General features: G+C 61.8%; 11 protein-coding genes. 5 read left to right on the top strand and 6 right to left on the bottom strand.

From position 1 onward, the window contains the following. Positions 1-104 precede the first annotated feature (104 nt). On the top strand, positions 105-1649 hold the full coding sequence (locus UIB01_RS19800) for a phosphoenolpyruvate carboxykinase (protein WP_038664331.1): 1545 nt from the start codon (positions 105-107) through the stop codon (positions 1647-1649). Between the two features lie 166 nt (positions 1650-1815). Continuing rightward, on the top strand, positions 1816-2418 hold the full coding sequence (locus UIB01_RS19795; protein WP_038664328.1) for a nitroreductase family protein: 603 nt from the start codon (positions 1816-1818) through the stop codon (positions 2416-2418). Between the two features lie 89 nt (positions 2419-2507). Here the strand turns inward: UIB01_RS19795 and UIB01_RS19790 are convergent, their stop codons facing one another. Continuing rightward, positions 2508-2750, bottom strand: a complete 243-nt coding sequence (locus UIB01_RS19790; RefSeq protein WP_038664326.1) for a DUF2790 domain-containing protein — start codon at positions 2748-2750, stop codon at positions 2508-2510. Positions 2751-3062: 312 nt separating this feature from the next. On the opposite strand from UIB01_RS19790, the gene UIB01_RS19785 reads away from it, so the two are divergent. Then, the gene (locus tag UIB01_RS19785) at positions 3063-4988 is read left to right on the top strand and encodes a RecQ family ATP-dependent DNA helicase (RefSeq protein ID WP_038664323.1); all 1926 of its coding nucleotides are present in this window, start codon (positions 3063-3065) and stop codon (positions 4986-4988) included. Between the two features lie 16 nt (positions 4989-5004). On the opposite strand, the gene UIB01_RS19780 is transcribed toward UIB01_RS19785, so the two are convergent. Continuing rightward, positions 5005-7026 (bottom strand): FIST N-terminal domain-containing protein, encoded by a 2022-nt coding sequence (locus UIB01_RS19780; RefSeq protein WP_038666004.1) that lies wholly within the window; start codon positions 7024-7026, stop codon positions 5005-5007. On the opposite strand from UIB01_RS19780, the gene UIB01_RS23150 reads away from it, so the two are divergent. Beyond that, the gene (locus UIB01_RS23150) at positions 7025-7177 is read left to right on the top strand and encodes a hypothetical protein (RefSeq protein WP_155268718.1); all 153 of its coding nucleotides are present in this window, start codon (positions 7025-7027) and stop codon (positions 7175-7177) included. The genes UIB01_RS19780 and UIB01_RS23150 overlap by 2 nt on opposite strands. Before the next feature lie 245 nt (positions 7178-7422). Next, entirely contained in the window at positions 7423-8304 is an 882-nt protein-coding gene (locus tag UIB01_RS19775; protein ID WP_051605118.1) for a dienelactone hydrolase family protein, read from the top strand. 15 nt (positions 8305-8319) lie between these two features. Here UIB01_RS19775 and UIB01_RS19770 read toward each other — a convergent pair whose 3' ends face one another. From UIB01_RS19770 to UIB01_RS19755, 4 genes are read right to left on the bottom strand one after another with little or no spacing between them, the layout of a single operon-like run. Next, on the bottom strand, positions 8320-10464 hold the full coding sequence (locus tag UIB01_RS19770; protein WP_180983594.1) for an urea transporter: 2145 nt from the start codon (positions 10462-10464) through the stop codon (positions 8320-8322). 41 nt (positions 10465-10505) lie between these two features. Continuing rightward, complete coding sequence (locus tag UIB01_RS19765) at positions 10506-11936, bottom strand: type III PLP-dependent enzyme domain-containing protein (RefSeq protein WP_038664316.1); 1431 nt, start codon at positions 11934-11936, stop codon at positions 10506-10508. A 4-nt stretch (positions 11937-11940) separates the two neighbouring features. After that, on the bottom strand, positions 11941-13014 hold the full coding sequence (locus tag UIB01_RS19760) for an ATP-grasp domain-containing protein (protein WP_051605116.1): 1074 nt from the start codon (positions 13012-13014) through the stop codon (positions 11941-11943). Further along, positions 13011-13304 (bottom strand): PqqD family protein, encoded by a 294-nt coding sequence (locus UIB01_RS19755; RefSeq protein WP_038664313.1) that lies wholly within the window; start codon positions 13302-13304, stop codon positions 13011-13013. The genes UIB01_RS19760 and UIB01_RS19755 overlap by 4 nt, the downstream gene beginning before the upstream one ends. Positions 13305-13508: the final 204 nt, after the last annotated feature.

The raw sequence follows: 13508 nt of genomic DNA, 5'->3' as shown, positions 1-13508 counted from the left end.
GGCGCATTATCTGGCATAATCGCGCGCACTTTTTTCGATGTAGTTCGCTCTTTGGCGGGCTACAACAGCATGGAGGAATCGGCCCAGGGCCGACGGGAACACTCATGACGCAAGCCACCAACGCCGTGTACACCGACATCAGCACCGCTCAACTGATTGAAGAAGCCGTCAAGCGCGGAGAGGGCGAACTGTCCGCCAATGGCTCTCTGGTGGTGAAGACCGGGCACCGCACGGGTCGTTCTCCGGCTGACCGCTTTATCGTCGAGGAGCCCAGCACCCAGCACCAGATTGCCTGGGGCCCGATCAACCGTCCGTTCCCTGCTGGCAACTTCGAAGCGCTGTGGAATCGCGTTGAAGCCTATCTTGGCGAGCGTGACAGCTTCGTTTCCCATGTTCATGTCGGCGCCGATCCCGAGCACTACCTGCCGGTCAAGATGACCACCGAGACTGCCTGGCACAACCTGTTCGGTCGCTGCCTGTTCATCACCCCCGAGCAGTTCAATCAGGCGGGCCTGAGCGAGTGGCGTATCCTCAATGCACCGTTCTTTCAGTGCGTACCCGAGCGTGATGGCACCAATTCCGATGGCTGCGTGATCATCAACTTTGCTGAGAAGAAGGTGCTGATCGCCGGCATGCAGTACGCCGGTGAAATGAAGAAAGCCATGTTCTCCGTGCAGAACTTCCTACTGCCGGACGTCGACGTGCTGCCGATGCACTGTGCGGCCAACATCGGCGAAGACGGCGACACCACCCTGTTCTTCGGTCTGTCCGGCACCGGCAAGACCACCCTGTCGGCGGACGAAAGCCGCTACCTGATCGGTGACGACGAGCACGGCTGGGGCGTTGGCCGCGTGTTCAACATCGAGGGGGGGTGCTACGCCAAGTGCATCGACCTGTCCGAGAAGAACGAGCCGGTGATCTGGAAAGCCATCAAGTTCGGCGCCGTGCTGGAGAACGTGGTGCTCGACGAGCGTACCCGTCTGCCGGACTACGCCGACGCCAGCCTGACCCAGAACAGCCGCGCCGCGTACCCGCTGCAGCACGTCGAGAAGCGTTCCGAGAAGAACCTCGGTGGCGAGCCGAATGCGGTGATCTTCCTGACCTGCGACCTGACCGGCGTACTGCCGCCGGTGTCGATCCTGAACAACGAGCAGGCCGCCTACCACTTCCTCTCCGGTTACACCGCGCTGGTCGGTTCCACCGAGATGGGTTCGGGCAGCGGCATCAAATCGACCTTCTCCACCTGCTTCGGCGCGCCGTTCTTCCCGCGTCCGGCTGGCGAGTATGCCGAGCTGCTGATCAAGCGCATCAATGGCTTCGGCTCCAAGGTCTACCTGGTCAATACCGGCTGGACTGGCGGCGGCTACGGCGTTGGCAAGCGCTTCAACATCCCGACCACCCGTGCGGTGATCGCTGCGATCCAGAGCGGTGCGCTGATCGGTGCCGAGACCGAGCATCTGCCGATCATCAACCTGGACGTGCCGAAGGCCGTCGCCGGCGTCGACACCCAGCTGCTGAACCCGCGTAACACCTGGGCCGACAAGAGCGCCTACGATCAGGCGGCAAAGGAACTGGCAGCGAAGTTCGTAGAGAACTTCAAGAAGTTCGACGTCTCCGACGCCATCCGCAACGCCGGCCCGCAGCTCTAAGCTGCCTGCAGGGTCATCGAAAAAGCCGCCTTTGGGCGGCTTTTTCGTTTGCGCCAAGTGCGACTCGCATCAAATGGGTCGATGATTCTTATCGGTTTAGGCGCATGGATTCGATCGATTGGCACCCTTAGCATGGCGCCACTGTTTTCCTATGAGGGGCACCGCCATGAATACCGAAGAAGCCATCCGCAGCCGTCGCGCCGTCAAGGCCTACGACCCGAGCTTTCAGCTCAGCCGTGAAGAAAAGGACGAGCTGCTGCAGCTGGCGCTGCTGGCACCGTCTGCCTTCAACCTGCAACACGTACGACTGGTCGAAGTCAGCGACCCGGCCTTGCGTGCGCAGATCCGCCAGGTGGGCTGGAACCAGGCGCAGATGACCGATGCCTCGATGCTGGTGGTGATCTGCGCCCAGATCGATAGCTGGGAAAAGGATGTCCGCCGCGTCTGGGACGGTGCGCCAAGCGAGGTGCAGGATTTCATGGCCGGCGCCATCGACGCCTATTACCGTGGTAAGCCCCAGGTCCAGCGTGACGAAACCATGCGCAGCTGCGGGCTGATGGCGCAGACCTTGATGCTTGCCGCTCGCGGCAAAGGCCTGGATTCCTGCCCCATGGACGGTTTCGATTTCGATGCGGTAGCAAAGCTGATCAACCTGCCGGACAGCCATGTGATCGCCATGATGGTCGCGGTGGGCAAGCGTGCTGCCGAGCCCAAGCCGCGTATCGGCAAGCTGCCATTCGACGAGGTGGTGATCCGCGATCGCTTCTGACACGTTCTCGATTCGCAGCACGCGTTGGCGGTAGGCCGGGCGCGTCGCTCGCGCTCAGCCCCGCCGTGTTTTCGTTGCTCTGCTGGCGCTCAGTTCTGGTATTTGCACGCTTCGGACAGCGTCCGGTAGGCCAGCTTGCGTTCGGCACCGGCCGAGTCACGATAGGTCATCACCGCGTCGGTCACCTCGCAGTAGGGGGTCGGCTTTATCTTCACCGACAGTACCGAGGCGACATCCAGCTGGGTGCCGTAGGTGTAGGGCTGAGCCTTGGCTTCGTCAGCCTGGGCCAGAGAGGAAAACAGAAGGGCAGTGGCAATAAGGGTTGCGCGCATGGCGAGGGCATCCTGTTCTAGTTCATAGGTCCGTCCTGTTCGCGTGTCGGATCACCTGACCCGGCGACGCTTGTGCTTGTTCTCAGGAGCGCGCCAATCGTAGAAGTAGATAGGCCGCTAACGGTAATTGCCGATTCCAATCCCGCCGATTGACTGAAATGGTTGGCCGTTTCGCTTGTTGACTGTCTTTCTTGAACCCGGCCCATGCTTGGCCGCGCTTTATCGATGAGCGGCCACACCTGCCCGCCGCTTTGCAGTACCGTCTCCCTCCTTTTGCTACCTTCCGGCCTCCAGTCAAAGGAGTGACTCAGCATGATCGAGCAGACCCTCGTCCAGACATTCGGCTACGACCGCTTCCGTACCGGCCAGGAGCAGGCCATTCGCGCTGTGGTGGCCGGCCGTTCGGTGGCCGCGATCTTTCCTACCGGCTCCGGAAAATCCCTGTGCTACCAGCTGCCGGCGCTGCTGTTGCCGCATCTGACCCTGGTGGTCTCACCCTTGTTGGCACTGATGCAGGACCAGCTGGCCTTTCTGCACCGGAACGGCATTGCCGCCGGCAGCATCGACTCGGCGCAGAGCCGCGAGCAGGCCAGCGAGACCATGGCCCGGGCCAAGTCCGGTGAACTGAAGATCCTGATGATTTCGGTGGAGCGACTGAAGAACGAACGCTTCCGTAACTTCATCAGCCAGGTGCCGATCTCGCTGCTGGTAGTGGACGAGGCGCACTGCATCTCCGAGTGGGGGCACAACTTCCGCCCGGATTACCTCAAGCTTCCCGACTACCAGCGTCAGTTCAACATTCCCCAAGTGCTGCTGCTGACCGCCACGGCGACGCCGCCGGTGATCGCCGATATGCAGGCCAAATTCTCGATTGCGGCGGACGACGTCGTGACTACTGGCTTCTACCGGCCCAACCTCAATCTGCTGGTGGAGCCGGTCAGCGGCTTAAACAAGCAGCGCCGGCTGGTGGAATGGCTGGCCGACAAGGGTGGTCAGCCGACCATCGTCTACGTCACCCAGCAGAAGACCGCCGAGCAGGTTGCCGAGCATCTGGCGCAGCGCGGCTTCCCGGCCAGCGCCTACCACGCCGGCATGGCCCATGAGTTGCGTGAGGCGATCCAGCGCCGCTTCATGGCCGGCGAGCTGAACTGCATCGTCGCCACCATCGCCTTCGGCATGGGCATCGACAAGGCGGACATCCGCAACGTGGTGCACTACGACCTGCCCAAGTCGGTGGAGAATTACAGTCAGGAGATCGGTCGAGCCGGGCGCGATGGCAAGCCATCGGACTGCCTGGTGCTGGCCAACCGCGACAGCCTCAGCGTGCTGCAGAACTTCGTCTACGGCGATACGCCGGAGCGCAAGGGCATCCGCTGCGTACTCGACGAGCTGCTGCAGGCGGGCTCAGGCGGACAGTGGGAGCTGATGCTCAACCAGCTATCGGACCAGAGCAACATCCGCCAGCTGCCGCTGAAAACCCTGCTGGTGCAGCTGGAGCTGCGCGGCATCATCGCGCCACGCTTCGCCTATTTCGCCGAGTACCGCTTCAAGTACCTGCTCGAACCCGAGGTGCTGGTGGCGAAATTCGAAGGCGAGCGGCGGCAGTTCGTCGAGGCCATCGTGCACAGCTCAGCGCGGGCACGGACCTGGTGCACTCTGGATTTCGACGCGCTCTATCAGCAGCACGGCGCCGACCGCGCGCGGGTGGTCAAGGCACTGGAGTACTTCCAGGAAAAGGGCTGGATCGAGCTGGAGAGCAAGCAGATGACCGAGGTCTATGCGCTGCTCGACACGGGCTTCGATGCCGAAGCTCTGAGCGACGAGCTGCACGCCTATTTCAAGCAGCACGAAGCCAGTGAAATCACCCGCATCGACAACATGCTGGCGCTGTTCGAATCCGCCGAATGCCTGAGCCAGCGGCTGGCCGCCTATTTCGGTGATCGCCAGGCACCACAGCACTGCGGGCATTGCTCGGTCTGTCGTGGACAGGTCGCGCAACTGCCGGAACCGCCGACGCTGGCGCCACTGGATCAAACGGACCTGGCCGGCCACTGCGTCGAATTCAGTCAGCGCTACACGCAGCTACAAGGCGATGCGCCCAGCACCGAATGCTTGACGCGCTTTCTCTGCGGCATCAGCGTGCCGGTGTTCACCAAGCTCAAGGCGCGACAGATCCCCGGTTTCGCCTCGCTGGAGGCTTATCCCTACGCAGAGGTTCGCGCGCGCCTGACGCGCTAACCATCGGCGAAGCGCCTCAGCGCGCGGTCAGGCCGATCAGCCGGTCGGCGACGCCCTTGGTCTGGCGTGAGGTGCCAGCGGTGAGGTTGCTCGAGTTCTCCAGTGCATCGAGCAGCCCGGTCAGCGAGCCGACGCCAGCCGACTGGGTCTCGATGTGTTGCGCCACCGCCCGAATCTCGCTGGCCAGGCGGTCGATATCGGTGCCAATCTCCTCGGCGTTCTTACCGGTGATCTCGGCCAGTTTGCGCACCTCGTCGGCCACCACGGCGAAACCGCGGCCTTGCTCGCCGGCGCGCGCCGCCTCGATCGCCGCATTGAGCGCCAGCAGGTTGGTCTGCCCGGCGATCTGCTGGATGGTCTGCACCACCGACTGGATGCGCTGGCTCGACTGCGCCAGGTCGCGGGCGCTGCTGACCACCTCATCGGCCTGGTGAACCATCTGCTTGACCGAACTGCCGGCCTGTTCGATGACGGTGCCCTGCTGGTTGATGTTCAGGGTCAGGTCGTCCATCGAACCGTGCAACTCGTTGGCGCATTGGCTCAGCTGCTCGGACATGGACTGCCGTTCATGGTCGGCCTGGGACAGCACCTGGCCAAGGTCGGCCAGGCCACGGAACACCGGGCGGATGTGTTCGTCGAGGCCGTTGATGTCCACCGCGCTGCTGTAGTCCTGGCGCTTGAACTGCTCGATCTGCTTGACCACCACCTGGCTGAGGCCAGTCAGCTTCTTGATCTGCCGGCGCAGGAAGAACGCCTTGAACTCGCCGTGGTAGGCGATGAAGTTGTCGGTGTACTCGTCGTGGAACTCTTCCTTGCTGTTGGTGCGGAAGAAGAACACCGCCGTCAGGGTCTGGTTGAGGTTGAGGCCGAGGATCTCGCCGAAGGTCGAGTAACCGGCTACCGGCACGTCATCGAACACCGGGTCCATACCGCCGAGTGCCTGCTCGTTGTTCAGCCGGCGCAGGATGCAGTCGTTGAGGATGCCCACCAGCGGCTTGCCGGGCTTGTTGCGCATGAACTGCTGGTAGTCGCGGCGGGTAGCTTCGGCCAGCGGTGTGCGCTTGACCATGATCAGCTCCTCACCCGGGGCCACGTCGCAGAACAGGTGGACCCGTTCGTTGGCGAAGTCGATCTGCGAAATCGAACGGACGAACACCTCCTCGCCGACGCGGATGGCGAAGGAATAGTCGGCGAGCCGCTGCTCCAGCTCCTGCGGCGCGCACTTGAGCGCCTCGCACAGCGCCTGGACCATGGTGCGGATGTTGCCGCGAGCGTCGACCACCTGGCTGATGTAACGGTCTTCCAGGGAGGCGCTGAGCACGCTCAGGCTGAGCGGCGTCGGCTCGAAGTTCTGGCTCTTGAACACGCCGAAGCGTACGTCCCGCGCGCACTTGAGAAAGACGATCAGCGCGTGGTTCTGGTAGCTGCGTTTGCCGTCATGCAGCTGGGTCTTCTGAAAATCCAGCTTGCCACCGGCTGAGCCGCCGACGAACAGGCAGGGGAAGCGCCCGGATTCGTACAGCGCCTCCATGAAAAAGGATTCGGAGGCCGAAAGGCCGTCGAAGAAGATGTTCGCCAGGGTGTCGCGGTAATCGATCTTCATCGATACCTGCAGGCGTTTGATCGAGGCGGTAAGGCGCGCGATGCGTTCAGCCATCGGCAGGCGCTGGCCATCGCCACGGATGTCCTCACTGCCCAGTGGTACGTGCACGACTTCGGCGCTGGCGATCACGCTGGCGTCGAACAGCTGCAGCACCACCCCGTCCCACTGTCCGCTAGTGGTGCAGTACAGCTGCCTGTTCTGGCTGGACAGTTCGCCAGCGGTACTGCACAGGCTTATCGTCGCGTGCCCGAAACGCTGACGCAGTTGCTGCGCGACCGCATCAATCTCGACGTGGGGCGAGACGAAGCCTGCGATATAGGTAGGTTCGAAGCGCAGTCCGGCCAGTTCCGCCGCCAGCTGCCGAGCACTGACATGCAGACTGAGAACACCTTCGCCGGCACCAGTGCCGGCCTTGAGACGGGAAAACAGGGACATGGTCATCACTCTCATGCTGGGCGGCGGGCTGGCGCGGCGTCGCGTATCGTCTATCGAACTAAAGCTCTATCGGCAGCAACCTGCGCCTGCCGCACTACCGTCCGGCGCCTCGCCGGAAGAAGTCGACCGTAGCGAGTGGCGCGGGGTGTGACCATGCCTCAATGGTTGCTGTACGAAAGTAGGAGCTGAAGGCGCGGTGATGATGAGCGCTGACAGATAGTTTGGATCGTTATTAAAGAGGTTGCTTAAATAGCTACTGGGTGTAGGGGCTTTTTTATATCGGTGAGATAATTAAAAATTAAACGCTGAATTTTCTGTTGTTTATTCTTTGAAAATTTGATTTGGCGAATTTTGATATAATTGTAATATGTATCCGCTATAGCTCGGAGTGAAAGTATGACCGCAATGATCCGCTTGGCTCGCTCTGCTTGTGCTCTTACGCTGGCCTTCGCTTTTCCACTCGTGGCGCAGGCATACAGTGCGGTAACACTCAAGGCCAGCGACCCGCATACAGCGAAGGCGCTATCTCTGCAGGGCGAGTTGTTCGTGCCGGACGGTACGGGGCCTTTTCCTGCCATTGTGCTGATGCACGGCTGTGGTGGCTGGCAGGCGCCGGTGCGTCATGGTCTACAGACACATGCCGAGTTTCTGCGTAATCAGGGTTTCGTTGTGTTGAACCTTGATAGTTTTGGACCTCGCAACTTTGGCGGTGGCAAGTTGTGTTCGAATAATCCAGCCTTGTTCAAGGCGCTTACATATCGCACGAACGACGCTTATGACGCTTTGGCCTATCTGGCTCAGCAGGATTACGTTGCGGCGGATAACATATTTTTGATGGGACAGAGCAACGGCGGCGCGGTCGCCATTCGAGCAGCGAAAGCGTCAGCACCGAAGAATTATGGTGATGGCCAAACAGCCTTTCGCGGTGTGGTGGCCTACTACCCCTGGTGCGGTGAACTGGGACGCTCCAGTGTGGCGTTGAGTGCGCCGCTATTGATTCTGGCCGGAGGCAAGGACAACTGGGTGCCGGCACGGGAGTGTCAGGGCGTGCGCGGCGAAGGCGCGGCGCTGGAGGTAAAGGTCTATCCGGATGCGGCACACTCGTTCGATCTGGATATACCGCCGCAGAGCTTCCAGGGCAAACGGGTTGGCGGCGACCCGGCAGCGACCGTGGATAGCCGGACCCGCATGCTGCGCTTCCTGCTCGGCAACCTGACCCGGGAACAGCAGCTGGCTTATGCGGCGCGAAGCGGCCGTGACGTAGCGCTCGTCAACTGAGCGCTGGTCACGCACTCAGCGACCGAATGGCAAGCCTGGCTCGAACGAGACCAGCGTGTAGGTGATCCGCCCATGGGGAAAGTCGGCCTGCAGAAATACAGGGCCGCACAGACGGTCCAGACGACATTGCAAGCGTGTCGGCAGCCAGGTCAGCGAGCCGCTTGTCTCGCTGACGATGCTCAGACCGTGCCCTTCGCCGTCCGGTGCTGTGACGCAATGACAGCGAACTCGCACGAAGGGCTTGGAACGATAGGGCGCGAGAAACAGCGGCAGGCTGCCGCGCAGGCGTGATGCCAGCAACGGCGCGAGATCATCCCATTTCATCCCCGGCGTGGCGGCGTAGGGCACCGAGGGCACTGCCAGAGCGAGCAGCCAGAGCAAGGCGGAGCAATTCTTCTGTACCTCACCGACACGCCAGGCGTCTGGTGACAGATGCACGGTTATCATGCCGCCGCTATCGCTGCGCAGCAGGTGCTGACCGGCGGCATCCAGCGTGACGCTCACTCGCTCGGTATCGCCCTGATGGCCGAGGATATTGGGCACCGTTCCCTCCGTTTCGATGCTCCATACGGCGATACCCGGCGCGGCGCTGGCCAGCAGCGACTGGACGGCGGGGTTGGCCGGGGCGGGCGAAATCAGGCTGCCTTGCGATGGCATCGTCGCCGCATGCCAATGCTGGAACGGCTGGCTGACGTCTGGTGCCGAGAGGAAGTTTGCTAGCTGAAACGGCTTGGTCGGTCCGCTCGGGTCAGCGGTTCGCTGGCACTGCAGATGCACGTGTGGGGTCGGCGAGCGCCCGGAGTTTCCCATCCGGGCAATGAAGGCTCCGACCTCGACTCGTGAGCCTGGACTCACCAGGATGGAGCCCTGCTGCAGGTGCGCCAGCAATGCCCAGCCACCCTGGTCGAGGCGGATCATCACGAAGTTGCCCCAATTATCGGCGTAGTTGCAGATGCCCATCGGGTTATCGCTGACTCCGTCATGAATACGCTCGACATAGCCGGACGCTGGTGCCATGACCATGCCGTCGTACAGGCCTGGCTCGACCGCCGGTAGCGGTTGGAAGTCCAGCGCGTGACGCCAGGGGCCGACGTGGCTGAGCAGGCCGTCTTCGCCTTGGGTGATGCGCGATCTACCGCATAGCGGCACGATGAGGAAGGGCCCGCTGCCGCTGCGGCGCGACCAGTAGTCCAAACGCTGCCAGGCCGCTTCCGGCGGCAGGTGCATGGTTCGATTGCGCCGTACGAGAAAGTTTTCGGTGACACCCACAGCGCTAAGCGCAATCCAGATCGTCAGGGCGGATGCCAGCGGCAGGTAACCGACCGCGGTGTATGGCGACAGATGCTGAAAGCCCGCCGCCAGTAATGCGGCTGCGGCTCCGCCGAGCGCTGCCAGGGGCAGGCTGATACGGCTGGGAACCAGGAAGATGGCGCCCAGGGCGGCACCAGCCAGAAAGAAGTTGTAGGCCGTTGGCATCCAGTAGAACACCACGCCCAGCTGATTGAGCTGGACGGCCGTGATGATCCCGGCGACCCAACCGAGCGTGCCGGCTACGAATGCCAGGCGCGACCAGAGCAGGATCGCCAGCGCGATGATGGTGCCTACGCCCAGGGTCGGCGAGAACAGTAGGGCACCCAATGTGCGGAAATAGGTGATCAGCCATTGCTGGGGTGTTTCGGGCACCGGCCACCACTGCATCTCTGCCATAGAGGAGAGGGTCCAGTGCGGGAAAATGGCGAAGAGAAACACCGATACCATGCAGTAGGCGACCACCAACGGTGGCAGCCCTGCTTTGAGGAGTGGGCGTAGGGTTGCCATCGCCAGTATCGTCGTGGCGGTGACGGTACAGGTCACCACCAGAACCTGCGCTTCAACGGCGAGCCCGGAATGTTCGGTGAGCCAGGATGCGGCCACTGCTGAGAGCAGGGCGTTGGCCTTGAGGTTGCCTTCGGCGGCGGAGTGATCGCGGATCTGGAACAGCCGCAGGATGCTCTCAGCCAGTACAGCGCCGAACAGCGCGAAAGCGGCAAAGCGCAGGTTCTGGAACAGGCCCAGCCAGAGCAGCGCACCGATCCACGGGTGCGGGATCATGAAGGCCCCACCTAGGGCAGGGCCGAGAATGGAGATCAGCGGTGTGGTGAAGCGATGGGCGGCGCGCATTGACGCGCGTTTCGGTTCACTCGCGGAGTAGTCGCTGTCCATCACGTAACCGCCAGTCTTGCGGGCAGGCGCTCCAGGCGCTGTACATCGTCGAGCGATTCGGCAGGTTTGATCAGCTCAGGCATGCCGTTCTCGTCGATCAGTACGATCGCCGGCCGATAGGCGATGAACTGCATCGACTGGCCGACGTTGTAGGCGCCGACCGGATGAACACTGAGCACATCGCCGATTTCGAGCGGCGGCAGGTCCACCTGTTCGCGGATGACGTCGATGGCCATGCACAGCGAGCCGTAGATGCGCGACGGCACGGGCGCAGCCGCGATCAGGCGAGATGGGCGGACATCGAAGCGGTACCAGGCTGCGGTATAGAGCAGGTTGATGCCGGCGTCGGCGATGTAACTGACCTTCGGGTCTTCGCCGAGGATCAGCTGCTCTTTGTAGTCCCGTGCGGAGAGGCTTTCCGCCTCGACGCGGGAGCGATGCATACCCTTGACCGCCACGATGCTGGTCAGCAGATAGCCTGCCTCGTCGACGATGTGGCGGCCGGACTCCAGACGCAGCAGAGGTCGTTTTTTCTCCGGCAGTCTGTTCAACACTTCGGTGATGGCATCAGCGTAGGCCTCGATCGGCGGCACCACCTGTTCGGCCGGTCCGGCCATGCCATGCAGCAGACTGTTGGAAGGGAAACCGCCGCCGAGGTCCAGACACTCGACCAGGTGATGATGGTGTTCATGGATGGCGTCGCGCAGCGCCAGCAGCTTTTGCGTAGCGTTGCGGTAGGCTTCCGGTGCCAGGATGTAGGTACCGATATGCGTATGCAGAGTGTGCAGCCGCAGCCCGGGATTCTTCACGATGCGCGCGGCGGCTCGTTCGGCCTCGCCATTGGCCAAGGCGAAGCCGAACTTGGACCACACAGGTCGGATGCCCGCATCCAGCCAAACCCTGATGCCGACATCCAGCGGCTGTTTGCGGCCCTTCGTCAGCTCCTCGATCAGGTTGAGCTCGTCCCAGTTGTCGATGTGCAGCAGCGCGCCTTCCTCAATCGCGCGCTCGAGTATGTGGCGCGGCTTGTAGGGACCGTTGAAGACGATCTCCGAGCCCGCAAAGCCCAGCGCTCGAGCCTTTTCATACTCGAAGTCCGAAACCACTTCGGCAATCCAGCCCTCCTGACGCAGGATGCAGCAGATGCTGTTGAGGCTGTTGGTCTTGAACGACCAGGCGAAGCTGGTTTTCGGATAGCGCCGCTTGAACGCTTCGCGGGCATGACGGGCCTTGTTGCGCAGCGTGTGTTCGGAAAATACGAACAAGGGTGAACCGAACTCTGCGACCAGGGCCGGAATGGGGTTGCCGTCGATCTCGAAGAGTGCAGGAACGTGCATGCCCCGTGCATAGTAATTGCGGTCCACTGCAGCGTTTGGGTTATTGCTGCCAAGCTCGCCACTGATCATGGGTTGGGAGTAATTCTGGCTCACGTGATCACCTTGAGGTTGGCTGGCTGTCGGCCGAGACGCCGGCGCGCTCGCCGGTAATGGTCATCTGGGCGACGTCGGCGATATCGGTCACGACATCGATGCTATGGCGTATGAACATCTGTCCCGGCTTACAGCTGGTTAGCGGCTGAGGTGGGAGATTCTGGAGCTGTTCCAGCAACCGAGCGGGCAGGTTGCAGCCGATCTGGGACGGGAAATCCACCCATGCCGGAAACCGGGGATTCATTTCGAACAATGCGTGGGGCTTGCCGGGCACCTTGATGAACTCCAGCTCGAACGGACCAGCCCAGCGCAGCGCGCCGATAAAGCGGGCGACCAGCTCGTCCAGCTCGGGATCGGCAATCACGACGCCGGCAAAGCCCTTGCCCGCCGAGGTGCGCAGCATCTTGCGAATCGAGCAGGAAGCGATCAGCCCACCCTGGCCGTCGCCAAGGCCGACGATGTCGTATTCCTCGCCGACGACCATCTCCTGCACCAACACCGGTGCGCCCCAGACGCGGATGATCTCGTCGAACGCTTCGTATAGCTCTTTCGGCGTCGTCGCCAAGTGCGCCTCGTAGAAGCGGCCCTTCACATACACCGGGTAACCGAGCTGCCAGGCCAGCGCGGCAAGCGTATCGGGATCGTTTGCTGCCAGCGTGCGGGGAGTCGGCACGCCGAGGGAGCTGCAGAAATCGTAGAGGTTCGCCTTGGCGCGATCATCCAGCGCCCGCTTGGTTGGCAACAGGCAGCCGATCCCTCTTTTACTTAGCTCCGGCTGTAGCTCGATGTAGTTGTCCAGCTCCGAGTCCAGGCAGGGGATGATGTAGTCGATCGGCTCGGATGCGAGTATTTCGTCCAGCCGATCCAGCGTGGCCTTGGCACCAGCGCCGGGAAACGGGATCAGGTAGGCCGCGTCAGGACGCCCAAGGTCGTGGCAGTACAGCCCGCTCTCAAGGGGGTCGTAGGACAGTCCGATGATCCGGACGTCCGGAAAGCTCCGACGCAGCCCGGCAGCTACAGCTGCTCCAGGTTGCGGATTGTTGCCACGATGAAGGCCGGTGATGGCGACGCTGGTCATGATTTGCCCGCCTTGGCGTCGAAAAGCCGATCGAGCGGCTCCATTGCCGCAAGATTGTTGATAAACAGTTGAGCGTCACGGGTTGCCGTTGCGTTATCGAGGCCGTAACGCTGGACGAGCAGTTGCGGTAGTTCGCTCGGGCTTGCACCAGAATCGATCGCTCGCAGCATGTAACTGGCTGCAGGGTTGAGTCGGAAAAACATTCCCGAAACAACATCAAAAACAAACTCGTCGCCATAGAAACGCAGGCGGCTTGCGGATTCGCCCGCCGGCGGGATGTGGTTTGACATGATGTTTGCCTAATAAGGCGTAATGCCGAGGGGATGAGTAGATAAGTTGGACATTATACGGGTGCCCAAGAACAAGAATTGATCTTTGTCATGTGCTTGTTGTTTTTATTGCCTGGCTAGAAATTTTGATCCGGATCAAGCGGTGGGAGAGGAAAGAGAGTATTTATATTGAAAGAAAACTTTTGGAGCGCCATCAGGCGGTCT

Origin of the sequence: Stutzerimonas decontaminans (genome assembly GCF_000661915.1) — a bacterium.
Classification (GTDB): Bacteria; Pseudomonadota; Gammaproteobacteria; order Pseudomonadales; family Pseudomonadaceae; genus Stutzerimonas; species Stutzerimonas decontaminans.
This window is presented reverse-complemented; position numbering and strand designations above follow the sequence as displayed.